The organism is Pseudomonas sp. OA65, assembly GCF_017498305.1.
Lineage (GTDB): Bacteria > Pseudomonadota > Gammaproteobacteria > Pseudomonadales > Pseudomonadaceae > Aquipseudomonas > Aquipseudomonas zanjanensis.
In genome coordinates this window covers 16,228-41,913 of sequence record NZ_JAGDEZ010000049.1, presented here as the reverse complement: position 1 = coordinate 41,913, position 25,686 = coordinate 16,228, and the positions used below count along the sequence as shown (strand labels likewise).

General features: G+C 61.6%; 23 protein-coding genes. 14 read left to right on the top strand and 9 right to left on the bottom strand.

Annotation, left to right across the window (positions count from 1 at the left end; all coding sequences use genetic code 11):
- Positions 1 to 245: 245 nt before the first annotated feature.
- The gene (locus tag J3361_RS26240; RefSeq protein ID WP_053123691.1) at positions 246 to 524 is read right to left on the bottom strand and encodes a hypothetical protein; all 279 of its coding nucleotides are present in this window, start codon (positions 522 to 524) and stop codon (positions 246 to 248) included.
- A 563-nt stretch (positions 525 to 1,087) separates the two neighbouring features.
- Between J3361_RS26240 and J3361_RS26235 the strand changes: the two genes are divergently transcribed.
- The 7 genes from J3361_RS26235 to J3361_RS26205 all read left to right on the top strand — a co-directional run bounded on the left by J3361_RS26235 (position 1,088) and on the right by J3361_RS26205 (position 6,713).
- Positions 1,088 to 3,277, top strand: coding sequence for a response regulator (locus J3361_RS26235; RefSeq protein WP_207966993.1), 2,190 nt, complete (start codon positions 1,088 to 1,090; stop codon positions 3,275 to 3,277).
- A gap of 90 nt (positions 3,278 to 3,367) precedes the next feature.
- Positions 3,368 to 3,619, top strand: coding sequence for a hypothetical protein (locus J3361_RS26230; RefSeq protein ID WP_243459028.1), 252 nt, complete (start codon positions 3,368 to 3,370; stop codon positions 3,617 to 3,619).
- 420 nt (positions 3,620 to 4,039) lie between these two features.
- Positions 4,040 to 4,450, top strand: a complete 411-nt coding sequence (locus J3361_RS26225; protein WP_186709693.1) for a glycine zipper domain-containing protein — start codon at positions 4,040 to 4,042, stop codon at positions 4,448 to 4,450.
- A gap of 388 nt (positions 4,451 to 4,838) precedes the next feature.
- Complete coding sequence (locus J3361_RS26220; RefSeq protein ID WP_207966992.1) at positions 4,839 to 5,012, top strand: hypothetical protein; 174 nt, start codon at positions 4,839 to 4,841, stop codon at positions 5,010 to 5,012.
- Between the two features lie 70 nt (positions 5,013 to 5,082).
- The gene (locus J3361_RS26215; RefSeq protein ID WP_207966991.1) at positions 5,083 to 5,286 is read left to right on the top strand and encodes a hypothetical protein; all 204 of its coding nucleotides are present in this window, start codon (positions 5,083 to 5,085) and stop codon (positions 5,284 to 5,286) included.
- An 87-nt stretch (positions 5,287 to 5,373) separates the two neighbouring features.
- Positions 5,374 to 5,757 (top strand): hypothetical protein, encoded by a 384-nt coding sequence (locus J3361_RS26210; protein ID WP_186709690.1) that lies wholly within the window; start codon positions 5,374 to 5,376, stop codon positions 5,755 to 5,757.
- A gap of 260 nt (positions 5,758 to 6,017) precedes the next feature.
- The gene (locus J3361_RS26205) at positions 6,018 to 6,713 is read left to right on the top strand and encodes an HAD-IA family hydrolase (RefSeq protein WP_207966990.1); all 696 of its coding nucleotides are present in this window, start codon (positions 6,018 to 6,020) and stop codon (positions 6,711 to 6,713) included.
- An 86-nt stretch (positions 6,714 to 6,799) separates the two neighbouring features.
- Here the strand turns inward: J3361_RS26205 and J3361_RS26200 are convergent, their stop codons facing one another.
- On the bottom strand, positions 6,800 to 7,546 hold the full coding sequence (locus J3361_RS26200; RefSeq protein ID WP_207966989.1) for a 3-oxoacyl-ACP reductase family protein: 747 nt from the start codon (positions 7,544 to 7,546) through the stop codon (positions 6,800 to 6,802).
- 125 nt (positions 7,547 to 7,671) lie between these two features.
- Here J3361_RS26200 and J3361_RS26195 point away from each other — a divergent pair, with 125 nt between their 5' ends.
- Positions 7,672 to 8,595 (top strand): LysR family transcriptional regulator, encoded by a 924-nt coding sequence (locus tag J3361_RS26195; protein ID WP_207966988.1) that lies wholly within the window; start codon positions 7,672 to 7,674, stop codon positions 8,593 to 8,595.
- A 146-nt stretch (positions 8,596 to 8,741) separates the two neighbouring features.
- On the opposite strand, the gene J3361_RS26190 is transcribed toward J3361_RS26195, so the two are convergent.
- From J3361_RS26190 to J3361_RS26180, 3 genes are all read right to left on the bottom strand, one after another.
- On the bottom strand, positions 8,742 to 9,470 hold the full coding sequence (locus tag J3361_RS26190) for an aspartate/glutamate racemase family protein (RefSeq protein WP_060741345.1): 729 nt from the start codon (positions 9,468 to 9,470) through the stop codon (positions 8,742 to 8,744).
- Positions 9,471 to 9,530: 60 nt separating this feature from the next.
- Positions 9,531 to 11,057, bottom strand: a complete 1,527-nt coding sequence (locus J3361_RS26185; protein WP_207966987.1) for an NCS1 family nucleobase:cation symporter-1 — start codon at positions 11,055 to 11,057, stop codon at positions 9,531 to 9,533.
- A gap of 452 nt (positions 11,058 to 11,509) precedes the next feature.
- Positions 11,510 to 12,253: a phosphoadenylyl-sulfate reductase gene (locus J3361_RS26180; RefSeq protein WP_207966986.1), complete on the bottom strand. Its 744-nt coding sequence runs from the start codon at positions 12,251 to 12,253 to the stop codon at positions 11,510 to 11,512.
- Between the two features lie 173 nt (positions 12,254 to 12,426).
- Between J3361_RS26180 and thrH the strand changes: the two genes are divergently transcribed.
- Positions 12,427 to 13,044, top strand: coding sequence for a bifunctional phosphoserine phosphatase/homoserine phosphotransferase ThrH (gene thrH / locus J3361_RS26175; protein WP_207966985.1), 618 nt, complete (start codon positions 12,427 to 12,429; stop codon positions 13,042 to 13,044).
- Between the two features lie 165 nt (positions 13,045 to 13,209).
- On the opposite strand, the gene pabB is transcribed toward thrH, so the two are convergent.
- The 4 genes from pabB to J3361_RS26155 form a co-directional block, all read right to left on the bottom strand.
- Positions 13,210 to 14,553 carry an aminodeoxychorismate synthase component I gene (pabB, locus tag J3361_RS26170; RefSeq protein ID WP_207966984.1) on the bottom strand — a complete coding sequence of 448 codons (1,344 nt, stop codon included), beginning with the start codon at positions 14,551 to 14,553 and terminating at the stop codon, positions 13,210 to 13,212.
- A 315-nt stretch (positions 14,554 to 14,868) separates the two neighbouring features.
- The gene (locus J3361_RS26165; RefSeq protein WP_207966983.1) at positions 14,869 to 15,855 is read right to left on the bottom strand and encodes an alpha-L-glutamate ligase-like protein; all 987 of its coding nucleotides are present in this window, start codon (positions 15,853 to 15,855) and stop codon (positions 14,869 to 14,871) included.
- Entirely contained in the window at positions 15,855 to 17,387 is a 1,533-nt protein-coding gene (locus J3361_RS26160) for an inactive transglutaminase family protein (RefSeq protein ID WP_207966982.1), read from the bottom strand. The genes J3361_RS26165 and J3361_RS26160 overlap by 1 nt, the downstream gene beginning before the upstream one ends.
- A 5-nt stretch (positions 17,388 to 17,392) precedes the next feature.
- A complete protein-coding gene (locus tag J3361_RS26155) occupies positions 17,393 to 17,929 on the bottom strand; it encodes an ATP-dependent zinc protease (protein WP_053186065.1) in 537 nt (178 codons plus the stop codon).
- 282 nt (positions 17,930 to 18,211) lie between these two features.
- Between J3361_RS26155 and J3361_RS26150 the strand changes: the two genes are divergently transcribed.
- The 5 genes from J3361_RS26150 (at position 18,212) to prpF (ending at position 25,110) form a co-directional block, all read left to right on the top strand.
- Positions 18,212 to 18,925: a GntR family transcriptional regulator gene (locus J3361_RS26150; RefSeq protein ID WP_053186063.1), complete on the top strand. Its 714-nt coding sequence runs from the start codon at positions 18,212 to 18,214 to the stop codon at positions 18,923 to 18,925.
- Complete coding sequence (prpB, locus tag J3361_RS26145) at positions 18,922 to 19,806, top strand: methylisocitrate lyase (RefSeq protein ID WP_207966981.1); 885 nt, start codon at positions 18,922 to 18,924, stop codon at positions 19,804 to 19,806. Before J3361_RS26150 ends, prpB begins: the two co-directional genes overlap by 4 nt.
- 145 nt (positions 19,807 to 19,951) lie before the next feature.
- Positions 19,952 to 21,079: a 2-methylcitrate synthase gene (gene prpC / locus J3361_RS26140; RefSeq protein WP_207966980.1), complete on the top strand. Its 1,128-nt coding sequence runs from the start codon at positions 19,952 to 19,954 to the stop codon at positions 21,077 to 21,079.
- Between the two features lie 197 nt (positions 21,080 to 21,276).
- Complete coding sequence (gene acnD, locus J3361_RS26135) at positions 21,277 to 23,868, top strand: Fe/S-dependent 2-methylisocitrate dehydratase AcnD (RefSeq protein ID WP_207966979.1); 2,592 nt, start codon at positions 21,277 to 21,279, stop codon at positions 23,866 to 23,868.
- Positions 23,869 to 23,919: 51 nt separating this feature from the next.
- Complete coding sequence (gene prpF / locus J3361_RS26130) at positions 23,920 to 25,110, top strand: 2-methylaconitate cis-trans isomerase PrpF (protein WP_207966978.1); 1,191 nt, start codon at positions 23,920 to 23,922, stop codon at positions 25,108 to 25,110.
- The last annotated feature ends 576 nt before the right edge of the window (positions 25,111 to 25,686 follow it).

The following is a 25,686-nucleotide window of genomic DNA, read 5'->3' as shown; positions in this document are numbered from 1 at the left end:
TTTGTTTTTTTTTTTTTTTAAAAAAAGAAGAGGCCATCCGTTTTCCAGGGGCGTCGGGGGGGCGGGGAGATTTTAAAAAGAGACGGGTGGGGTTTTCCCCCCCCACACCCGGCCCGGGTGGGGTTTTTTTTTTTTTGGGGGGGGGGGGGCTTCCCCCCGTTGGGGTGCGAAGCGCTCACAAAAGGGGGCCGCTACGCACCCCAGCGGGAGCAAGCTCCCTCGCCACAAGTTGTCGGCTGGCTGGCTTATAGAGTGGAGCCGGCCGGTGCTGCATCCAATCTTCGGGCAATCACATCGATAACGTCACACCCATCACGCAGCGGGATGCAGCACAGTTGTGCCAGGTCCTGAAGGGTTGCGGGGTCGATGGTCAGTTCATCACGCATCGCCAAGTTCTCCAGGAACTGGGTGGCGGCACGGATTCGGTAGGCGGCTGAGTCGAGCAGGATGTGTAGTGGGGCGGTGGTATCGACGTAGAGGGGTTGGTCGTCGGCGTTGCTGGTGAGGCCCATATATCGGTTCATATCAATTCCTTGTGTCATGAATGAACTGCCACACTTTGTCGCCAAACAAAGGGTGACAGCTGTACGCAGGTTGGCGAACCGGTGACACAAGGAGCCGGCAGACCCGAAGGTCTCCCGCGCACAGCTGCCATAAAGCAGTTTCTGTGAGCACGAGTGTGCTTCTGCCACAGCAGAAAGCACCGTTGCACTTGTGTCAATCGAGTCGCCAAACCCGGCCGCCATTTGGGCGACGCCAAGACTATAGTCGCCCCCGCAAAAAATACGCAAGGGATTGATAGCGAAGGGGATTCCCAATCATATGTAGGACGTCGCCATAGCCCTGAGTATCCGAGCTGTATGTCTTACAACCAGGCAAGCCCCTCACGTACATCAGGCCAAAACACAACGATTTGTAGGATATTTCTGTAGCCTTATCGCCCGTATCTGCCCGTTACCCCCCATTTACCCCCGGACTCCTCCCACATTCCAATCGCGCATTCCCACCCGGCGCGGGATAATACGGCCCTGCCTGGGGTCACAAGCTTTCCCCTCGTTGGTATTGGCGTCTCAGAAGGATCGAACGCATGACAGATTGGCTCCAGAGCTACGGAGAAATGGCTGAACGGGTCCGCCGCCATCCTTGGGAGGTCACGTCGCTGGGGCCGCCAGGGCAGTGGCCCGATGTGTTGAAGACCACCGTGGCGCTGAGCCTGGCCTCGCATTTTCCCCAGGCCATCGTCTGGGGCCCGGACCTGATCACGCTGTACAACGATGCGTTCCTGCCGATCCTTGGCAGCAAGCCCGAGGCGCTGGGGCGAGGGTTCAATGAGGTGTGGCAGGAGGTCTGGCGCGATATCGGGCCAATCGTGCAGGCCGCCTTCGAGGGGCAAGCCACTTATATAGAGAACTTCCCCCTGATCATCGAGCGCGGCGGCGGTCCTGAGCAGGCCTATTTCACGTTCTGCTACAGCCCCATCCGTGACCAGTTCGGCAAGGTGGTGGGCATGCTGGATACGGTCACCGAGACCACTTCCACGGTGTTCATGACCCAGCGGCTGGCGGTGTTGGATGCCATCGGCACCGCCGTGGCGAACGCCACCGACCCGCAGGCCATCATGGCGACCACCACGCGGATCGTGGCGGCGCACTTGAACCTGTCCAATTGCGCCTACGCCGACATGGATGAGGATGAGGACGGTTTCACCATTCGCGGCGATTGGGCCCGGGTGGGCTCGCCGCATATTCTTGGGCACTATCGGCTGGCTGATTTTGGCCGACTGGCGGTCACGAATCTGCGGGCCGGCAAGCCGCTGGTGCTCAACGATAATCTCAAGGAGCTGCCGCCGGAGGAAGCGGCGGCGTTCCAGGCCCTTGGCATCGCGGCGACCATTTGCGTGCCGTTGATCAAGGGCGGGCGATTGACCGCGCTGATGGCTATTCACGACAAGACGCCGCGGATCTGGTCGTCCAACGATCTGGCGCTGCTGATGGAAGTCACCGAGCGCTCTTGGGCCCACATTGAGCGCGCCCGTGCCGACGCCGCTGTGCGCGAAGGCCTGGCGGCCCTGGCCGAGTTGAACGCGACGTTGGAGGAGCGGGTCGAGGAACGCACCACCCGGTTGCAACAGACCGAAGCGGCGCTGCGTCAGTCGCAAAAGCTCGAAGCCATCGGCCAGCTCACCGGCGGCGTGGCCCATGACTTCAACAATTTGCTGACAATCATCCGTTCTTCGGTCGATTTCCTGCGCATGCCCAACCTGTCCGACGATCGCCGGCAACGCTACATGACGGCGGTGTCTGAAACGGTGGAGCGCGCCTCCAAGTTGACCAGCCAGTTGCTCGCGTTTGCCCGGCGCCAGCCCTTGAAGCCGCAAGTCATCGACGTGGGCAAGCTAGTGCAGAGCCTGGGAGACATGCTGCAAACCGTCACCGGGGCGCGGATCCAGGTAAATGTCGAGCTGTGCGATCGGCCCTGTTACATCCGTGCGGATTTGAGCCAGTTCGAGACGGCGCTGATCAACATGGCCCTCAACGCCCGGGATGCCATGAATGGCCAGGGCACGCTGTGGCTGCGGCTCAGCTGCGGCGGTGGTATGCCGCCGATCCGGGGTCATGCCGGGGCCGGGCAATCCTTTGCCGCCATTGCCTTGGCCGATACAGGTACCGGTATAGACGCGCAAGTGCTCGAGCACATCTTCGAACCCTTCTTCACCACCAAGGAAGTGGGCAAGGGCACGGGGTTGGGCTTGTCCCAGGTGTTTGGCTTTGCCAAGCAGTCCGGTGGCAACGTCGATGTTTCCACCGTGGTGGGCGAAGGGACGGTGTTTACCTTGTACCTTCCGGAAGTGGAGCCCGAGAAAAACCACGAGCCGGTCAAGGAAGAACACACGCCCCTGGTGCTGGAAAAGGGCAAGCGTCGGGTGTTGGTCGTGGAAGACAATTTGGAGGTGGGGCGTTTTGCCAACCAGATCCTTCAGGACTTGGGCTACGAAACCGCCTGGGCGACCAACGCCGAAGAAGCGCTGGAGATGGTCGGCCCGGATGCGATGGCGTTCGACGCGATATTTTCTGACGTGGTGATGCCCGGCATCAGCGGGATTGCCCTGGCGAGAGAACTGCGCCAGCGTCGCCCGGACCTGCCGGTGGTGCTGACTTCTGGTTACAGCGAAGAGTTGGCCCACAGCGGTCATGAGGGCTTCGAGTTCTTGTCCAAACCCTATTCAGCCGATCAGGTCTCCCGGGTTTTGAGCCGGACGATGCTGGGTGCTGAATGAGTGTTTCCTTTCTGAAACAGTGAGTTCCATTCGTCGGCGAAGGGCGTTGTTGAATCAACAGTCTGTTGATGACCGACTAGTCTCACTGTCGTGAAGGTCGATATTGTCAGGCAACCGGTTGTTGCCGGTATGGGCCTCAGTGAAAGGGGAAAGGCAATGGGAACACCGTACAGCGAGGAGCACGGAGCCGCATATCCGATCAATGAAGGATTGCAGTGTGGCCAGTCGACCTACCATGCAGACTTTGGCGACGAGCCGATCAAGTCCATCAGGACGAAGGTGGCCAAGGTGGAGCGAGGGGAAAAGGCCAAGTTTTTGCCCAGGGTTCCGGTCAAGAAGTGACGACAAGTCGTGGCCAGTGATCGTTCCCGCCGGGCCTGCGCAGGAGCTATGTGGGAGCTATGAGCTGTCGAGTGCAACGAGGCTGCGATCTTCCCCCAGACAATTGAGTCTCAAGCGAAAGATCAAAAGATCGCAGCCTTCGGCAGCTCCTACAAGGATATCCCGGTCGTTACATAAATATTTTTCATCTTTTCTCAAACCGCGATTTCTTTCACGTTTCTTTCACAAGCAGGTACGTACTCTAAGCTCATCCGTTAGAAAGCAGTACCTGCCCGTTTCCCCAGCGGGCTTTTTTTTGCCTGTCATAAAATAATCCGCCGTTTCGTTGTCCAACCGTCATGGCTGACGTTGTGTGGCGTAGACTCGCGCCCGCACGCATCGGCCATTTCTCCCCGATGCGGCATTCTTGAGGTTTCTATCATGCGTTTGACTTTGTCCACCTTGTTACTGGGGTTAGTGGTTGCCCAGGGCGCGATGGCTGCTGGCGACGGTACCGCCGCGGTCGGCGGTGGTCTGGGCGGTGTGTTGGGCAATGTGGTCGGCCAGCAGATGGGCGGCAGCACAGGCGCCGCGATTGGCGCCGGTGTCGGCGGCGCAGCCGGCAGCGCGGTGGGCGCGCGCAAGGGCAGCCGCACCGAAGCGGCCATTGGCGGTGGCCTGGGCTCGGCCGGTGGCTCGATTGTCGGTAACCGCCTGGGCGGCTCCACCGGTTCCACCATCGGCGCAGGCATCGGCGGCGCGGCGGGCGGCGCGTTGGGCAGCAACCTGTCCAATGACAACGACGGTCATTCCGGTGGCAAGAAGCACAAGCACAAGAGAAAGCATCGCTAAGCGGATGCTTGGATGGATGGACCCGGCGTTGTGCCGTGATGCTGTTCAACTGGAAAAAACGGCGCTTCTTTCAGATATGAAAAGCGCCGTTTTTTTTGGGGCTTCTTTTGATGCCTAAAGCAAGGGCAACAAACAGCGCCAGCCGCTATGTAACAGCGGCACCGCCATCGCGAGCAGGCTCGCTCCCACAGAAGATTGAGGTGTTCGTAACATCTGCGCACGACACAAAAACCTGTGGGAGCGGGCTTGCTCGCGAAAAGGCCAGCACATCCAACATCGTCATCGACTGTGACACCGCCTTCGCGAGCAAGCCCGCTCCCACACAGGGGAACGATTGCCACCCCCCCGCCTCAAATTCATACATCCATCAGCAATCGCGAGGTGTGTCATGACGCCGGAAACTGAAGGCAAGGAAGAAAAAGGCCCGACAGGCGTTCCCTTCATCAATGACCCAGGCCCCAACGACCCAGGCAACGAAGACCCCGGTTCCCTGATGGACGACGCCCAAGTGCCCTTGCTCGACGATGAGGACGCTGAACTTGAGGACGATTCCTACAAGTGAAAGCGCTCAAACGGATCGCCCGGTTCTTTAAGTTGCAGAACAGGTGCGCTCACCTGCCAGGAGGTTATATATGACAGCCCATTCGCCCGCCCCCAACGACGAAGATACCCCGGAATATCCGCTGCCATCACCCACCAACCCGCTGAGCCGCGACCAGCTCCCGCCCGATGACGAAGCGGGCGTCGAGCAGGTCCCCAGCGACGATGAGGATGTCGAGGCGACCCCGGATGACCCGGACATCGCCGGTGACGATGCCTCCGGCAAGCCGAGCTGATCGGCAGGCCGCCTGTCGATTCAGTGGCACCATCGGCCGGCCACGCATGCCACACATCAGGTAAGTACCTTGAAAAGGAGACTCACCATGATGAAATCCAACATGACAGCGCTGACACTCGCCGGGATTCTTTCGGTCAGTTCGCTGGCCGCTTTCGCACAATCTTCCAGCGGAACGCCTCCCGTGGACAAGGGCGGGATGCCACCTTCTTCGGAAATGGAGGCTGGCTCAACGTCCGGTGCCAGCGGTAACGCCTTGCCCCCAGGCTCCGTCGGTGGTGGCAATGGCGGCGATGCCAGCGGCAGCAGCACCAGCCCCGGCACCGGCAGCGGTTCGATGAGTGGCGGCAGCACGATGGGCGGCGCCGACGCCGGTGGTGGCACCAGCGGAGGAACCGGTACCAGCGACAGCGGTGGCAGCTCGGGCGGCAGCGGCTCGGGATCGGGCGGCTCCGGCAGCTCGGGTCAATAACCGCTGCATCGTCATCCAAACCGATCCGCTTTTGTGGCGAGGGAGCTTGCTCCCGCTCGGTTGCGCAGCGACCGTAAGATCGTGGGGCTGCTTCGCACCCCCGCGGGAGCAAGCGCCCTCGCCACAAAACCCGTCCATGGATTTCCCATTGCCGGTTCCAAGCCCCCTTCGTTATCCTGCTGAATCCTTTAAGGCGAACACGCTACCCTGGCGCACCTGAGCCATCCCTGGAATGTTGTGTTGATAACGGATCAGATGCGATGAATGCACCCCTGAAAGAGTTTGGCCCGATCAAGGCTGTGATTTTCGACATGGACGGGCTGTTGTTGGACACCGAGGGGATCTACACCGAGGTGACTTCCATCATCGCCGAGCGCTATGGGCGCACGTTCGATTGGAGCGTCAAGCAGAACATCATCGGACGCGGGGCCGTGGACTTGGCCAATTACGTCGTTCAGGCGCTGGAATTACCGATCACGCCCCAGGAATTCCTGGTCATCCGCGAGCCCTTGATGCGCGAGCGCTTTCCTCACGCCCTGGGCATGCCCGGCGCCGAGGAGCTGGTGCGGCATCTGAAGGCTCACAACATTCCGATAGCGGTGGGGACCAGTTCGTCGAGCCCTACGTTCGAGCTGAAAACCACCTTGCACCGGGACTGGTTCGCGCTGTTCGATTGCATCGTGACGGCGGATGACCCCGAAGTCGGCGCGGCAAAACCGGCACCGGATATCTTCCTCACCGCCGCCCGGCGCCTGGGTATCGAGCCGCGCGATTGCCTGGTGTTCGAGGATTCCCCGTTCGGCGTGACCGCCGCGAAAGCGGCCGGCATGACCGCCATTGCCATTCCGGACTCGGCCATGGCGGACGAAAAATACGCCCATGCCGACGGGATCATCCGCTCCTTGAGGATGTTCCAGCCAAGCCTTTGCGGTTTGCCGGAATTGGAGTGGGCCTGAAAAAAAGGGCCGCTGCGCGGCCCAGCGGGAGCAAGCTCCCTCGCCACATGGGATGAAGCCATGACCGGCGTTTTTTCATGCCTGGATCAGGCGCCAAAACCACCGTCGATGGTCAGGCTGGCACCGGTGATGTAACCGGCTTCCGGCCCGGCCAGGTAGGCGACGAAACTGGCGATTTCATCGACGTTGCCGTAGCGACCGACGGCCATCAGCGACATCAGGCTGGAGGCGAAGTCGCTGTCGGCCGGGTTCATGTCGGTGTCCACCGGGCCGGGCTGCACATTGTTGACGGTGATACCGCGCGGGCCGAGGTCGCGGGCCAAGCCTTTGGTCAGGCCCACCAGCGCGGATTTGCTCATGGCGTACGTGGCGCCTCCGACGAAGGGCATGCGGTCGGCGTTGGTGCTGCCGATGTTGATGACGCGTCCGCCTTCGGTCATGTGTCGTGCGGCTGCCTGGGTGGCGACGAACACGCTGCGCACGTTGACGGCCAGGGTCTGATCGAAATCTTCGAGTTTGAATTCATCCAGCGGCCCCATGGCCAGCACGCCCGCGTTGTTGACCAGGATGTCCAACCGGCCAAACGCCTCGACGGTGGCGGCGACGGCGTTACGCACGGCTTCGGCGTCGGCGCTGTCGGCCTTGATTGCCAGGGCCTTGCCGCCTGCTGCGATGATGCTGTTCTGCAATTCTTCAGACTTGGCGCCGGAGCTGACGTAGGTGAAGGCCACGGCGGCGCCTTCTGCCGCGAGGCGTTTGACGATGGCGGCGCCGATGCCACGCGAACCGCCTTGGACCAAGGCGACTTTACCGTTCAGTGCTGGGTTACTCATGATGTTCTCCAAAGTGTGCCGGGGCGAGATGCCGCGGTGATGGAGCGAGTATCAAGAAGCGGTCATGGGCTGTGTAGACCGTCATTGCTATAGTCTGTCTAAACCAAAAGTTTAGAGTGGCGCCCATGGAGACCTTTAACAGTATCGAATGCTTTGTGCGCAGCGCCGAAGTCGGCAGCTTTGCCGAGGCGGCGCGACGCTTGAGCGTGACCCCGGCGGCCGTGGGTAAAAGCGTCGCCAAGCTGGAGGCACGAATGGGCGTCCGCCTGTTCCAGCGCAGCACCCGCAGCCTGCGGCTGACCGAAGCCGGCCAGTTGTTCTTGACGGAAGTCGGCAGCAGCTTCAACACCATCCAGAACGCCGTCGCCAACCTGGCCAGCGCTGGCGGGCAACCGGCGGGGACGCTGAAGGTGAGCATGGGCACGGCGTTCGGTCGATTGTATGTCGTGCCATTGCTGGGGGCGTTTCTGCGGCGCTATCCAGCGATCAATCCGGATTGGCATTTCGATAATCGTCAGGTGGACCTGATCGGCCAGGGTTTCGATGCTGCCATCGGCGGTGGTTTCGAGTTGCCCCAGGGGGTGGTGGCGCGCAAGTTGACGGTGGCCCATCGGGTGCTGGTTGCATCGACAGAGTATCTGGACACGCATGCAGCGTTGGTCGAGCCGGAAGACCTGGCTCAGCACCAAGGCATTTTGATTCGTTCGCCACAAACCGGGCGGGTGCGCTCCTGGCATCTGACTAGCCGCACCCAGCAACACAGCCCGCTCATGCTCAAGACCCGCATGACCATGAGCGATTCGGAGGCTGACTGCGCGGCCGCGGCCCAAGGACTGGGCATCGGGCTGGTGAGCATGCCGGTGGCCGTGCCCTACCTGGAATCCGGCGCGTTGCAACGGGTACTGCCGGACTGGTACGTCGATGATGGCAACATCTCCATCTACTACGCCGAGCACAAGTTGCTGCCGGGCAAGACCCGGGCGTTCGTGGATTTCATCATCGAGCAGTTTGCCGAGCAGGGGTTGGCGCGGCGGTTTAGTGCGGTTTGAGCCAGGCTCGGGACCGCGTTGGCCCCTTCGCGAGCAGGCTCGCTCCCACACTGGTTTTGTAGCGACCACACATGTTGTGATCATCAAAAATCCCTGTGGGAGCGAGCCTGCTCGCGAAGGGGGCGATGCGGTCTAGCGCCGTGCACTCACCGCCCAAACCGCCCCGGCCAGCCAATGATGGTCTTGGGCCGAGGCGTGGCATAGGTGCGCACTTTCGAGGTCGACAACCCCAACCGCACCAGCGATTCGGCAATAGTCACCGCCGCCGTCACGCCATCGACCACCGGCACCCCGGTGCGCTGGCGAATCTGCTCATCGAGCCCGGCCATGCCGCCGCAGCCCAGGCAGATCACTTCGGCCTTGTCCTGGCTGACCGCCAGTTCGGCCTGCCGGACGATGGCTTCAACCGCCCGCTGCGGATCCTGCTCAAGCTCCAGCACCGCCAGGCCACTGGCCCGTACCGAAGCGCAGCGGTCGAACAGGCCGGACAGCTTGAGGCGGTCTTCGATCAGCGGCACGGTGCGGTCCAGAGTGGTGACCACCGAATAGGCATGGCCGAGGAACATCGCCGTGCTGGCGCCCGCATCGGTGATGTCCACCACCGGCACGTTGAGCAGTTCCTGCAGGCCTTCGCGGCCATGTTCGCCATAGCCGGCCTGGATCACCGCGTCGAACGGTTGGTCGTAGGACATCACCCGGTCCATCACCGCGATGGCCGCCAGGTAGCTTTCAAAATTGCCCTCGATGGAATCGGCGCCGAAATGTGGCGTGAGCCCGACGATCTCGGTGCCCGGCGCGGCGACGGCCTGGGCTTGGCGGGCGATGGCCTGGGTGATGGATTCGGTGGTGTTGACGTTGACCACGAGAATTCGCATGAGCTGTCCTCCTTAACACACAAAAGTAAGCGGCCCGGACCTGGCGGGCCGTTCGGGCGATCAATGATGGACGTTATCCACCGCGATGGACTCACCGCTGACGTCCTCGTAATACGGCTGGCGCTTGGCGATGATCAGGTACAACAACCCTGCAATCGAAGCGCCAATCAGCCAGGAAAACGGTGAGACGGCGTCAAAACCGGGCACCAGGGCCAGGATGATGGCGATCAGCGCGGCCGGAATGAATGCCGCCACCGCACGCAGGTTGACCCCGTTGCTGTAGAAATACGCACCGTTTGGGTCTTCGCTGTACAGTTGCGGCACGTTGATGCGGCCTTTTCGCAGCAGCCAGTAGTCGACCATGATCACCCCGTACAACGGCCCGAGCAGGGCGCCGAGGCCGGACAGGAAGTACACGATCACCAGCGGGCTGTTGTAGAGGTTCCACGGCAGGATCAGCACGGCAATGGCGGCGCTGATCAGCCCGGCGCGGCGGAAGGTCAGGTACTTGGGCGCCAGATTGCTGAGGACAAAGGCCGGGGCGACGAAGTTGGCCATGATGTTCACCGCCACGGTGACGATCAGGAAGGCCAGGCAGCCCAACACGAGGAAAAACGTATTGGGGATCGACGCAATCACCTGGGTCGGGCTTTCGATGATTTGCCCGTTGATCTGGAACTGCGCGCCGCAGAGCAGGATGGTGATCCCGGCAAACACCAGGATGTTCACCGGCAGGCCCCAGAAATTGCCGACGATGATGGTCCGACGGCACGGCGAGGAGCGGGCGAAATCGCAGAAATTGAGGATCAAGGTGCCGTAGATCGACAACCACAGCGCACCACCGGCAAAGATATTGCGCCACATTTCGCCACCGGTCAGCGGCTCGCGGATCGACCAGGCAATGGTGGCGCCGGCCTGGGTGTACATCCACCCGGCGAGGGCCGCGACGGTCACCAGAATCACCGGGCCGGCAAAACCTTCATAGCGGCGCACCATCTCCATGCCGTAGGCCAGGATCACCAGTTGCACGAACCAGATCGCCACGAAACACACCCAGCCCAGGCTCGACAGGCCGAGGATCGAGTCGCGGTCGTAGTCGGCGAATCCCGGGTGGATCGCCACCAGCAAGACGCGGAACACCACCGACGCCAGGTAGGTCTGGATCCCGAACCAGGCGATGGCGATGACTGCCCTGATCAATGCAGGAATCTGCGCGCCGTGGATGCCGAAGCTGATCCGGCTGATCACCGGGAACGGCACCCCGGTTTTTTGGCCCATGTAGCCGGACAGGTTCATGAAGCCATACACCAGCGCCGCGCCGATCCCTAGGGACAGCAAGATCTGCCAGCCGCCCAGGCCCAAGGCATAGAGGCCGATGGCGAAGGAGTAGTTGGCGATGTTGTGCACGTCGTTGGTCCACAGGGCAAAGATGCTGTAGCGACCCCAGCGGCGACCTTCGGCCTTGGTCGGCGCCAGGTCCTGGTTGTGCAGCCTCGGGCTCAGTGCCAGGGACGCGGTGTGGTCTTCGAGGGCGGGGGTGGAGGAGGGCAGATCCAGCGCGATGTTATTGGAGAGACTTGTACGCATTCCGGCAGGCTCCTGATTCTCGGCGCAGCGATGACTGTGCATGAGCGCGGGGCTCGACAAATCTTCGTTGCGGCGGGCGAGCATCATTGGTTACGGGGCATCTGCAGCCTGTACGGGATAGGGCGCTTCAGGCTTGCGGATCTAAAGTGTGTGTATGTTTTATATAAGTTGTATACAAAACATGTGTCGACTTAAGCCAGATCTATGCCACCTATGAATCTATTCGAAGAAGCGCTAATTTCCTTTCGTTATGAACTTTGAATAACTAACTGAAATACCGTGATTTAAAACTGACCGTTTAAACAGGTATTTATTTTTTGGCGAACGCCAGGGGAGAAAGGAGGACGGATAAGGCGGGAGGTTGGGTGTAACCTTTCGGGGCAGTTACGGAGCAAGTGCACACAAAAATGGCACCTGTGGTGACATTTTTGTGTACAGAGTTTGGCGCTCGCTTAGACGGCCTTGGATTTGGCGATGATGTTCCCGGCGTGCAGCCCGCATTCTTTCTGCGTGGCTTCTTCCCACCACCAGCGGCCTTCGCGCTCGTGTTGGTTCGGCAGCACCGGGCGGGTGCAAGGTTCGCAGCCAATGCTGATGAAGCCGCGTTCATGCAGGCTGTTGTAAGGCAGTTCGAGCATACGGATGTAGCCCCAGACTTCTTCGCTGGTCATCTGCGACAGGGGGTTGAATTTGTACAGGGTGCGCTCCGGGGTAGAGAACGCCGTGTCGATTTCCAGCACCGCCACCTGGCTGCGGGTGCCGGGGCTCTGGTCGCGGCGCTGGCCGGTGGCCCAGGCGCGGACATCGGTCAGTTTGCGCCGCAGCGGCTCGATCTTGCGGATGCCGCAGCACTCGCCATGACCGTCCTTGTAGAAGCTGAACAGGCCTTTTTCCTTCACGAAGGGTTCAAGTTTCGTGTGGTCCGGCGACACCAGTTCGATGTCGATCTTGTAGTGCTCGCGCACCTGGTCGATAAACCGATAGGTCTCCGGGTGCAGGCGACCGGTGTCGAGGCTGAACACCTTGACGTTCTTGTTCAGTTTCCAGGCCATGTCCACCAGCACCACGTCTTCGGCGCCGCTGAAGGACAACCACAGGTCATCGCCGAATTCGGCGAAAGCCAGCTTGAGGATGTCCTGCGGGGACTTGTTGGCATAGGTCGTGGCGAGTTCCACGACGTCAAACGATGGGCTCATCAGGGCGGTTTCCTACAGGTCGGTGGCGCTGGGCGCTCTATATGGGGCTGATGGTAACAAAAGCTGTCGGGGCTGGCGCGTCCCTGTGCGTTGCGCGGGCTTCGATGAATGGCTAGAGTCGGCAGGCCTTTTGTTCGCTCAACCGATAAACATCAAAAAAATGGGAGTGTCTTGTGGAAATTGCCTGTCTCGACCTGGAAGGTGTGCTGGTCCCGGAGATCTGGATCGCCTTCGCTGAAAAAACCGGGATTGACGCCCTCAGGGCAACCACTCGGGACATTCCCGACTACGACGTGCTGATGAAGCAACGGTTGCGCATCCTGGACGAGCATGGCCTCAAGCTCGCCGATATCCAGGAAGTCATCGCCACCCTCAAGCCGCTGGACGGCGCCATCGAATTCGTCGACTGGCTGCGCGAGCGCTTCCAGGTGGTGATTCTGTCGGACACGTTCTACGAATTTTCCCAACCGTTGATGCGCCAGTTGGGCTTCCCAACCTTGCTCTGTCATCGTCTGATTACCGATGACGGCGGGCGGGTGACCGGCTACCAGTTGCGTCAGAAAGATCCCAAGCGCCAGTCGGTTTTGGCTTTCAAGAGCCTGTACTACCGGGTGATTGCGGCGGGGGATTCCTACAACGACACCACGATGCTGGGCGAAGCCGACGCCGGGATTCTGTTCCATGCGCCTGAAAATGTGATTCGCGAATTCCCGCAATTCCCGGCGGTGCACACGTTTGCCGAGTTGAAGCAGGAATTCCTCAAGGCTTCGAACCGCAATCTGAGCCTGTAAACCAGTTAGACCTGGACAGGCACAGGACCTGTGGGAGCGAGCCTGCTCGCGATAGCGGTGGTTCAGCCAGCATTGATGTTGACTGATGCGACGCCATCGCGAGCAGGCTCGCTCCCACAGGGGGTATAGGGTCAGCCTGTGGGAGCAAGGCTTGCCCGCGATGCTTTAGAGGTTCTGCAAGGTTTCGAGCAACACCCGAACCTTGGTAATCGACTCCTGATACTCGGCCTCCCAATCCGAGTCCGCGACAATCCCGCCGCCACCCCAGCAGCACACCTGCCCATCCTTCACCAGCAAACTGCGGATGGCGATCGAGCTATCCATTTCCCCGCGCACATCCAGGTACAGCAACGAGCCGCAATACAGCCCGCGCCGGGTCGGTTCGAGTTCGTCGATGATTTGCATGGCGCGGATTTTCGGCGCGCCGGTGATCGAACCGCCGGGGAAGCTGCCGGCGATCAGGTCCAAGGCGTCCTTATCCACAGCCAGTTCGCCGGTCACGCTGCTGACCAGGTGATGCACGTTGGGGTAGCTTTCCAGGCTGAACAACTCCGGCACCCGCACCGAGCCGATGCGGCAGGTGCGGCCCAGGTCGTTGCGCAGCAGGTCGACGATCATCAGGTTTTCCGCCCGGTCCTTGGGGCTGGCCAGCAGCTCGGCGGCGTGGGCCGCGTCTTCCTCGGGCGTTGGGCCACGAGGGCGGGTGCCCTTGATTGGGCGAGTTTCCACCTGGCCTTCGCTGACCTTGACGAAGCGCTCCGGGGACAGGCTCAGCACCGCGCCGCCATCGGGCAGGCTCTGGAAGCCGGAAAACGGCGTCGGGCACGCCGCCCGCAGCGCCTGGTAAGCGGCCCAGGCATCACCCTGGCAAGGCGCGCGAAAGCGTTGGGCAAAGTTGACCTGGTAGCAGTCGCCGGCCTGGATATACGCCTGGATGCGTTCGAACGCCTGTCGATAGGCCTCGGCGCTGAGGTCCGGCGTCATAGGGCCTTCAAGATTGAACGGGGAAATGGGCGCCGGGGTCGTCTGGCTGAACAGCGCGATCAGGCGCTGGCGTTCGCCTTCGCCACAATGGGGGTGGAACACCAGTTGGCTGGTGCCTGCCTGATGGTCGCTGACCAGCACCCAGTCGTACACGCCAAAACGTGCGTCGGGCAGTTGCAAGTCGTCCCGGGCGTGGGACGGCAGGGTTTCGAGGTGTCGGCCGAAGTCGTAGCTCAAGTAGCCGATCAGGCCGCCGGCGAAGGGCAATTGCACCGTGGCCGGCAGTACCGCGTCGCCCAGTTGCGTCAGATGAGTACGCAGGCGTTGCAGGAAATCGCTGCCGCTCTCGTCTGGCAGCACGGTCAGTTGTTCCAACGGCCAAGCGCTGAGCAAGTCGTAACGCCCACGCCCGGCGCTTGGCCGGCCACTGTCGAGCAGCACGCTGCCGGGGGCATGACGGATCGCCGCGAAGTATTCGGCGGGGTTGGCGCGGTAGGGCAACGGGTGTACGGAGCAGGTTGGCATGGGCGGGGCGGATCGGCCGTTCAGGCGGGGGAGCGATTGTAATCCCCCGTAGGATTTGCTCCTAGAGGGATGTCGGTATTGAACAGGTCTGAAGCTTCAATGAGACCCGTGGCGAGGGAGCTTGCTCCCGCTGGGCTGCGAAGCGGCCCCCTGGGCAGTTGAGCCCGATCATTCTGATACACCGAGGTGCTGGGCTTTGGGGTTGCTGCGCAACCCAGCGGGAGCAAGCTCCCTCGCCACAGGTTTTAACCCTTAACCTCATTCAGCCTTCAAACCTCAGCATCAGCCATCAAGCCTCAGGCTCAAGTATCAGCTTCACCCCTCAACCGGCGGAATATGCCCAAACAACTCCTGGGCAAACGCCACGCGCTCTTCCGCGGTTTCGATAACGCCGCGGGCCTGGAGTTCTTCCAGGCGGGCTTCCACCGCGTGGGTGCGCAAGGTCAGGCCGCAGTCGTTGGCGATCTGGATGTTCAAACCCGGCCGGGCATTCAGTTCCAGGATCAACGGGCCTTTCTCCTGGTCCAGCACCATGTCGACGCCGATGTAGCCCAGCCCGCACAATTCATAGCAACCGGCGGCCAGTTTCATGAAGCCGTCCCAGTAGGGCAGTTGCACGCCATCCACCGCGTTGGTGGTATCGGGGTGTTTGGTGATGATGTTGTTCAGCCAGGTGCCGCGCAGGGTCAGGCCCGTGGCAAGGTCGACGCCCACGCCGATGGCGCCCTGGTGCAGGTTGGCCTTGCCGCCGGACTGACGGGTCGGCAAGCGCAGCATGGCCATCACCGGATAGCCCATCAGCACGATGATGCGGATGTCCGGCACGCCTTCGTAGCTGATGCTCTTGAAGATCTGGTCCGGCGTCACGCGGTACTCGATCAGCGCTCGGTCACGGTGCCCGCCCAAGGAATACAGGCCAGTGAGGATGCTGGAGACATGGTGCTCGATCTCCTCATGGCTGATGATCTTGCCGGATACCGTGCGGTAGCGACCTTCGAAGCGGTCGGCGATGACGATGATGCCGTCGCCGCCCGCGCCCTGGGCTGGCTTGATGACGAAGTCGGTGCGCCCGCCGATGATCTCGTCGAGCTTGTCGATTTCCTTCTCGGTGGAGATCACCCCATACAGCTCCGGCACATGAATGCCGGCAGCGATGGCCCGTTCCTTGGTGATGATCTTGTCATCGACGATGGGGTACAGGCTGCGCTTGTTGTACTTGAGCACATAATCGGCATTACGCCGGTTGATGCCCATGATGCCCCGGGCTTCCAGGGCCTTCCAGGTCTTCCAGAAGCCGAACATCAGGAGTCTGCCTTGAGGAAGGCCTTGAACCGCACCAGCTCGGTCAGGCGGTAGCCGCGATAACGACCCATGGCCAGCATGAAGCCCACCAGGATCAGCAGGATCGCCGGGAAGGTGAACACGAAGTAGACCAGTTCCGGCACGCTCATGATCAGGTGCGCCAGGGACGCGGCGAACAGGGTACCGATGGCGACTTTCATCGCGTGGCCGGCGCCGCGTTCTTCCCAGGTGATGGACAGGCGTTCGATGGTCATGGTCAGGATCACCATCGGGAACAGCGCCACGGACAAGCCGCGTTCCAGGCCCAGCTTATGGCTGAACAGGCTGATGGCGGCGATCAGCACCACCACGAACGTCAGCACCACCGAGAGCCTCGGCAGCATTTGCAGCTTGAGGTGCTCCAGGTACGAACGCAGTGACAGGCCCAGGGTGGTGATCACCGTGAACAGGATGATACCGAAGCCCAGTTGGGTTTCGCGGAAGGCCAGGGCGATCAGCACCGGGGTGAAGGTCCCCAGGGTTTGCAGGCCGATCAGGTTGCGCAGCACCAGGATCACCAGCACGCCAATCGGGATCATCACCATGATCATGAAGGTTTGCTGGGTCTGCAGCGGCAGGCCGTAGAGCGAGTATTCGAGGAAGTTGGCGTCGGTGTTCTCGTCCGTCAGCTTGGCCAGGCGAATGGCGTTCATTTCGCTGTTGTTCATGCTGAAGGTGACGGTGGCTTTCTTGCCGCCATCGACGGTGATCAGGTTTTCATCGCCGGTCCACCACAGCAGGCGGTCGGTGGGCAGGCCTTGCTCGCCGGTATCCGGGTTGAAATACAGCCAATCGGTGCCGTTGAAACTGCGCAGCCACAGTTCAGGTGTCTGCGGCTGGTCGGCCACCAGGCGGATGGTGTGGACCTTTTCCACCGGCACATGGGCGATGGACAACACCAATTCGACGATGCGTGCCTTGTTGGCCGACGAAGGATCACCGGCCAGCAACAACTTGACGTTGTCGTCGTTGAGGTTGTTGACCCGCTTGATCGCTTCGCTGATGAACGTCTCGACGTCGGCCGAGTGCTGGCGGATCGGTGCGAGCAGGGCTTCGGCGGCGAGTTTTTCCGGGCCTTCGACGGCGATGCTGTCGCGGAAGGTCGGGCCTTTGATCTTGGTTTTCTCGGCGCTGTAGCGCTTGGTCAGCACCAGGCGGTAATAAAGGGTCTGGTTGCCCTTGGCGCGACGGGCCGACCAGGTCACCTTGCGGTTGCCGTCGACCCGGTTCACCGCCACACCGTAGTTATTGGAAATGAAACTCTCGTTGAGGCTCACGTAGTCGCGGCTCAGGGGCGGCACGAACATCTGGATCTTCACCGGATCCTTGGCGTTGGGTACGAATTCGACCTTGGCGTCGATGTTCCACAAGTCGTCGGTGGCGTCTTCGGTGACCGGGATGCCGAGCACGAAAATCTGATAGGCCGTTACCGACAGGCCCAGCACCACCAGGATGGCGATCAGCATTTTCAAATGGAGGGTAAGGGAGCGCATTGGAATTACTCTGCGGTTTGAGCGGCATTGGCGCAGGCGGGTTTGCCGGCAGCGTATTTAAGACTGGGGTCGACCAGCGCGTCGAAGCGCTTGAGCGCCTCGGAGCCGATCAGCAGCGGGTATTGGAAGGCGCTGCGGTCGGTCAGGTTCACTTCGATGCTGCGCAGGGCCGAGCCCATGCAGATATCCAGTTCGATGACCGGCCGGGCCGTGTATTTCTTGCCTTCTTCCGGGTCGTAGTCACCGGCGCGGCGCTTGATCTTGCTGACCCGGGCCAGCGGGCGTTCGATGGGGTGCGAGTGCGCCGCGTCGATGGCCAGATAAAAGCGCACCCAGGATTCGCCATTGCGCTTGAAGCGCTTGATGTCCCGGGCGCTGAGGGACGCGGTCTTGGCGCCGGTGTCCAGCTTGGCGGCGACCTCCAGGTCGATACCCTGCAGGGCGGCATATTCGTTGAGGCCGTACACGGTTTTTTCACCCGCCACGGCAAGCCCCGGCAGGCACATGAAATAGAAAGCAGCAGATAAGGGCTTGAGTGTCATAGATCCTGGTGCGCAGCGTTCCGTTTATCGGTTCAGGCCCTGGCATTACTGCACAAGCTCCCTAGGCAGCCTTTCTCTATAAAAGGAGAGCGGCGAATAACCGCGGCATTCTAGCACGGTGGTTTTCTGACGCCACCGCTGGCCGGAGGCTACGATTCTCCTCATGCATTAGGTGTCGCCAAGGCGTTTATTAGACGATTGTCGACAATGTTGATTTTTGTTTTGACGTTAAGGGCGCTATTGGTTAGTTTTTGCCATATTGATTTTCAAGGTGTCGACAATATGCTCGATCAGCTCGAAACCCCTGTGATGGTCCAAGACGACTCGGAGACCCTGTCCGAAAACGTCTTCCGGCGTATCCAGGCCGCTATCGTCAAGGGCGAGATCGCCCCTGGCAGCAAAATCTCCGAGCCCGAGCTGGCGCGCACCTATGGCATCAGCCGCGGGCCGCTGCGCGAGGCGATCCACCGCCTGGAAGGCCAGCGCCTGCTGGTGCGGGTGCCGCACGTCGGGGCCCGGGTGGTGTCGCTGAGCCACGCCGAGTTGCTGGAACTCTATGAAATTCGTGAATCCCTCGAAGGCATGGCCTGCCGCCTGGCGGCCGAACGCATGACCTTGGAAGAAATCGACGAGCTGCGCCGGGTCCTGGAGACCCACGAGCGCGATGCGGCGTTCCAGGCCGGTGTCGGTTACTACCAGCAGGAAGGCGATTTCGACTTTCATTACCGGATCATCCAGGGCAGCGGCAACCGCACCCTGACGCAGATGCTCTGCGGCGAGCTATACCAATTGGTGCGCATGTACCGCATCCAGTTCTCCACCACGCCCAACCGTCCGCGCCAGGCCTTTGCCGAGCACCATCGGATTCTCGACGCCATCGCCGACCGTGACGGCGAACTGGCTGAATTATTGATGCGCCGGCACATCGGCGCGTCCAAACGCAACATTGCGCGTCATTTCCAGGACAGCGCCGCCACTGAACGAGGTGAGTCATGAGCAACAGCACTCCAGGCCAGCGTTTCCGCGATGCGGTCGCCAGCGAGCATCCGCTGCAAGTGGTCGGCACGATCAACGCCAACCACGCGCTGCTGGCCAAGCGCGCCGGTTTCAAGGCGATCTACCTGTCGGGTGGCGGCGTGGCGGCCGGCTCCCTCGGCGTGCCGGACCTGGGCATCACCGGCCTGGATGACGTGTTGACCGATGTGCGTCGCATCACCGATGTATGCGACCTGCCGCTGCTGGTGGACGTGGACACCGGTTTCGGCTCCTCGGCGTTCAACGTGGCGCGCACGGTCAAGTCGATGATCAAGTTCGGCGCGGCGGCGATCCATATTGAGGACCAGGTCGGCGCCAAGCGTTGCGGCCACCGGCCGAACAAGGAAATCGTCTCCCAGCAGGAGATGGTCGACCGCATCAAGGCCGCCGTCGATGCCCGCACCGATGACAGTTTCGTGATCATGGCCCGTACCGATGCCCTGGCGGTGGAAGGCTTGGAATCGGCCTTGGACCGCGCCGCTGCGTGCATCGAGGCCGGTGCCGACATGATTTTCCCCGAAGCCATCACCGAGCTTGAAATGTACAAGCTGTTCGCCAGCCGCGTGAAAGCGCCGATCCTGGCCAACATCACCGAATTCGGCGCGACCCCGCTCTATACCACCGAACAACTGGCCGGCGCCGACGTGTCCCTGGTGCTGTACCCGCTGTCGGCCTTCCGCGCCATGAACAAGGCGGCCGAGAACGTCTACACCGCGATTCGCCGCGACGGCACGCAACAGAATGTCATCGACACCATGCAGACCCGCATGGAGCTTTACGATCGCATCGACTACCACGTCTTCGAGCAGAAGCTCGATGCGTTGTTCGCGGCGAAGAAATGAAAAGATCGCAGCCTCGCTTCGCTCGACAGCTCCTACATTATTGGGCCGCGTAGGCGCTGTGTAGGCGCTGTGTAGGCGCTGTCGAGTGCAACGAGGCTGCGATCTTTTTTCCAATCTCTACAAATCTAAAAAATGGAGACAGCAAATGGCCGAAGCAAAAGTACTCAGTGGCGCCGGGCTCCGTGGCCAGGTGGCCGGGCAAACCGCTTTGTCCACCGTGGGCCAATCGGGTGCCGGACTGACCTATCGCGGCTACGACGTTCGCGACCTGGCGGCAGATGCGCAATTTGAAGAAGTCGCCTACCTGCTGCTGTACGGCGAGCTGCCGACCCAGGCCCAACTGGACGCCTACACCGGGAAACTGCGCCAGTTGCGCGATTTGCCCCAAGCCTTGAAAGAAGTGTTGGAGCGCATTCCCGCCGACGCCCACCCGATGGACGTGATGCGCACCGGTTGCTCGTTCCTGGGTAACCTGGAACCCGAGCAGGATTTCTCCCAGCAGCACGACAGGACCGACCGCCTGTTGGCCGCGTTCCCGGCGATCATGTGCTACTGGTATCGCTTCAGCCACCAGGGCCAGCGCATCGACTGCGTGACCGACGAAGCGTCCATCGGCGGCCACTTCCTGCACCTGCTGCACGGCAAGAAGCCGAGCGAGCTGCACGTCAAGGTGATGAATGTCTCGCTGATCCTCTACGCCGAGCACGAATTCAACGCTTCGACCTTCACCGCCCGGGTCTGCGCCTCCACGCTGTCGGATCTGTTCTCCTGCATCACCGCCGCCATCGGTTCGCTGCGCGGCCCGCTGCATGGCGGTGCCAACGAGGCGGCGATGGAAATGATCGAGCGCTTCAGCTCACCCCAGGACGCCATTGAAGGCACCCTCGGCATGCTGGCGCGCAAGGACAAGATCATGGGCTTCGGCCACGCGATCTATAAGGACAACGACCCGCGCAACGAGGTGATCAAGGGCTGGTCGAAAAAACTCGCTGACGAAGTGGGCGACACGGTGCTGTTCCCGGTCTCCGAAGCCATCGACAAGACCATGTGGGAGCAGAAGAAACTGTTCCCCAACGCCGATTTCTACCATGCCTCGGCGTACCACTTCATGGGCATCCCGACCAAGCTGTTCACGCCGATCTTCGTTTGCTCGCGCCTGACCGGCTGGGCCGCCCACGTGTTCGAACAACGCGCCAACAACCGCATCATCCGACCGAGCGCCGAGTACACCGGCGTCGAACAGCGCAAGTTCGTGCCAATCGAACGACGCTGAGCTGGAGGGTTCTAGCCGCCGGAACTGGATGACCCCGAAACCCTGTGGGAGCGAGCCTGCTCGCGATAGCGTCGGGTCAGCAGCATCAATGTTGGCTGACACACCGCAATCGCGAGCAGGCTCGCTCCCACAGGGGAACAGGTTATTTCAGTGGCTGCGCCAACCCTTTTGAAACCACCGTGACCCGAGTCCTGACGATGAACACAGAATTTCGCAAACCGCTGCCCGGCACTTCGCTGGATTATTTCGACGTTCGCGAGGCCGTGGATGCCATTCGCCCCGGCGCCTACGACGGCCTGCCGTACACCTCCCGCGTGCTGGCGGAAAACCTGGTGCGGCGCTGCGACCCGGCCACGCTGCGCGAGTCGCTGCTGCAACTGATCGAGCGCAAGCGCGACCTGGACTTCCCGTGGTTCCCGGCGCGCGTGGTGTGCCATGACATCCTCGGCCAGACTGCCCTGGTGGACCTGGCTGGCCTGCGCGACGCCATCGCCTTGCAGGGTGGCGACCCGGCGCAGGTCAACCCTGTGGTGCCGACGCAACTGATCGTCGACCATTCCCTGGCGGTGGAAAGCGGTGGTTCCGACCCGCAAGCCTTCGCCAAGAACCGCGCCATCGAAGACCGCCGCAACGAAGACCGCTTCCACTTCATCAACTGGACCAAGAAAGCCTTCAAGAACGTCGATGTGATTCCGCCGGGCAACGGGATCATGCACCAGATCAACCTGGAAAAAATGTCGCCGGTGATCCAGCAGCGTGACGGCGTGGCCTTCCCGGACACTTGCGTGGGCACCGACAGTCACACGCCCCATGTTGATGCCTTGGGCGTGATCGCCATCGGCGTCGGTGGCCTGGAAGCCGAAAGCGTCATGCTCGGTCGCGCCTCGTGGATGCGCCTGCCGGAAATCGTCGGCGTCGAGCTGACCGGCAAGCTGCAACCGGGCATTACCGCCACCGACATGGTGCTGGCGCTGACCGAGTTCCTGCGCAAGCAGAAAGTCGTCGGGGCGTGGCTGGAGTTCTTCGGCGAAGGCGCCAGCGCCCTGACCCTGGGCGACCGCGCGACCATCTCCAACATGGCCCCGGAATACGGCGCCACGGCGGCGATGTTCCATATCGACCAGCAAACCATCGATTACTTGAAGCTCACCGGCCGCGAAGACACCCAGGTGCAGTTGGTGGAAACCTATGCCAAGCACGTGGGCCTGTGGGCCGATAGCCTCAAGGGCGCGCAATACGAGCGTGGCCTGACCTTCGACCTGTCGTCGGTGGTGCGCAACATGGCAGGTCCCAGCAACCCCCACGCCCGTGTCGCGGTGTCGGACCTGGCCGCCAAAGGCATTTCCGGCCAGTGGGACGATGTGCCCGGACAAATGCCCGACGGCGCGGTGATCATCGCCGCGATCACCAGTTGCACCAACACCAGCAACCCGCGCAACGTGATCGCCGCCGGCCTGCTGGCGCGCAACGCCAACCGCCTGGGCCTGGCCCGCAAGCCGTGGGTCAAGTCGTCTCTGGCCCCGGGTTCGAAAACCGTGGCGTTGTACCTGGATGAAGCCGGCTTGACGTCCGAACTCGAGAAGCTGGGCTTCGGCGTGGTGGCGTTCGCCTGCACCACTTGTAACGGCATGTCGGGTGCGTTGGACCCGGTGATCCAGCAGGAAATCATCGATCGCGACCTGTACGCCACCGCCGTGTTGTCGGGCAACCGCAACTTCGACGGGCGTATCCATCCGTACGCCAAGCAGGCGTTCCTGGCGTCGCCGCCGCTGGTGGTCGCGTATGCCATCGCCGGGACCATCCGCTTCGACATCGAGAAGGATGTGCTGGGCGTGGTGGACGGTCGGGAAATCCGCCTCAAGGACATCTGGCCGAGCGACGAAGAAATCGACGCGGTGGTCAAGGCCTCGGTGAAACCCGAGCAGTTCCGCCAGGTGTACATCCCGATGTTCGCCATCCAGGAAGACACCGGGCCGAAAGTGACGCCGCTGTACGACTGGCGCCCGCAAAGTACCTACATCCGTCGTCCGCCGTATTGGGAAGGCGCGCTGGCCGGTGCGCGGCCGCTCAAGGGCATGCGCCCGCTGGCGGTGCTGCCGGACAACATCACCACCGATCACTTGTCGCCGTCCAACGCCATCATGCTGGACAGCGCCGCCGGTGAATACCTGGCGAAAATGGGCCTGCCGGAAGAGGACTTCAACTCCTACGCGACCCACCGCGGCGATCACCTGACCGCGCAACGCGCCACCTTCGCCAACCCGAAACTGTTCAACGAAATGGTCCAGGAAAACGGCAAGGTCAAGCAGGGCTCTCTCGCCCGAGTCGAGCCGGAAGGCAAGGTCATGCGCATGTGGGAGGCCATCGAGACCTACATGGAACGCAAGCAGCCGCTGATCATCATTGCCGGCGCCGACTACGGCCAGGGTTCGTCCCGGGACTGGGCGGCCAAGGGCGTGCGCCTGGCCGGTGTCGAGGCGATCGCGGCCGAAGGGTTCGAGCGCATCCATCGCACCAACCTGGTGGGCATGGGCGTGTTGCCGCTTGAGTTCAAACCGGGTACGGACCGCAAGACCCTGGGCATCGACGGCAGCGAAATCTATGACGTGATCGGCGAGCGCACCCCGCGGGCGACACTGACCCTGGTCATCACTCGCAAGGATGGCGAGCGCGTCGAGGTGCCGGTGACCTGCCGCCTCGATACCGCTGAAGAAGTGTCGATCTACGAAGCCGGGGGTGTGTTGCAACGCTTTGCCCAAGATTTCCTTGAGTCGGCGGTGGCCGTTTAAATCGCTTGGGTGGCCGGTGTTCTGGCCACCTATTTTTTCAGGAGTTAGAGCATGGCTCACTCGCCTCAAATCAAGATCCCAGCTACCTATATGCGTGGCGGCACCAGCAAAGGCGTGTTCTTCAGCCTGCAAGACCTGCCCGAAGCCGCCCGCGTCCCTGGCCCGGCCCGGGATGCCCTGTTGTTGCGGGTGATCGGCAGCCCCGACCCGTACGAGAAACAGATCGATGGCATGGGCGGCGCGACGTCCAGCACCAGCAAGACCGTGATCCTGTCCAAGAGCACCCGCGCTGACCACGATGTCGATTACCTGTTCGGCCAGGTATCCATTGATAAACCGTTCGTGGACTGGAGTGGCAACTGCGGCAACCTGTCGGCGGCGGTGGGATCGTTTGCCATCAGCAGTGGCTTGGTGGAACCCGGCCGTATCCCGCAGAACGGCGTGGCCGTGGTGCGGATCTGGCAGGCCAACATCGGCAAGACCATCATCGCCCATGTGCCGATCACCGAGGGCGCGGTGCAGGAAACCGGGGACTTCGAACTCGACGGCGTGACCTTCCCGGCGGCCGAAGTGCAATTGGAGTTCATGGACCCGGCGGCCGAGGAAGAGGGCGGTGGCGGCTCGATGTTTCCAACCGGCAACCTGGTGGACGACTTGGAAGTGCCAGGCGTTGGCACCTTCAAGGCGACGCTGATCAACGCCGGGATCCCGACGATTTTTATCAATGCCCAGGACGTCGGTTACACCGGCACCGAACTGCAGGGCGCCATCAACGGCGATCCCAAGGCGTTGGCGATGTTCGAAACCATTCGCGCCCACGGTGCCTTGCGCATGGGCTTGATCAAGCACCTGGACGAAGCCGCCCAGCGCCAGCACACACCGAAAGTGGCGTTCGTGGCACCGCCGGCGGATTACCTTTCCTCCAGCGGAAAAGCCGTGGCGGCTGGCGACGTTGACCTGTTGGTACGGGCGCTGTCCATGGGCAAGCTGCACCACGCCATGATGGGCACGGCAGCGGTGGCCATCGGCACGGCCGCGGCGATTTCCGGCACCGTGGTAAACCTTGCGGCCGGCGGCATCGAACGCAACGCGGTGCGTTTCGGCCACCCGTCCGGCACCTTGCGCGTCGGCGCCGAGGCCAGCCAGGTCAATGGCGAATGGACCGTGAAAAAAGCCATCATGAGCCGCAGTGCGCGGGTTTTGATGGAAGGGTTCGTGCGGGTGCCGGGGGATGCTTTCTAACTCGATGCTTCAGGAACAATACAAAACCTGTGGGAGCGAGCCTGCTCGCGAAAGCGGTGTGTCAGTCCACATCAATGTTGAATGTGCCGACCCTTTCGCGAGCAAGCCCGCTCCCACAGTGGATTGGTGGTGAACACAGAATCTTCGAACATCCACGATCAAACCTGTGGGAGCGGGCTTGCTCGCGAAAGCGGTGTGTCAGTCCACATCAATGTTGAATGTGCCGACCCTTTCGCGAGCAAGCCCGCTCCCACAGTGGATTTGTGGTGAGCACAGAATCTTCGAACATCCACGATCAAACCTGTGGGAGCGGGCTTGCTCGCGATGGCGGTGGATCAGTCGACGCCAATGTTGAATGTGCCGACCCTTTCGCGAGCAGGCTCGCTCCCACAGTGGATTTGTGGTGAGCACAGAATCTGTGAACATCCACGATCAAACCTGTGGGAGCAGGCTTGCTCGCGAAAGCGGTGTGTCAGTCCACATCAATGTTGAATGTGCCGACCTCATCGCGAGCAGGCTCGCTCCCACAGTGGATTTGTGGTGAGCACAGAATCTTCGAACATCCACGATCAAACC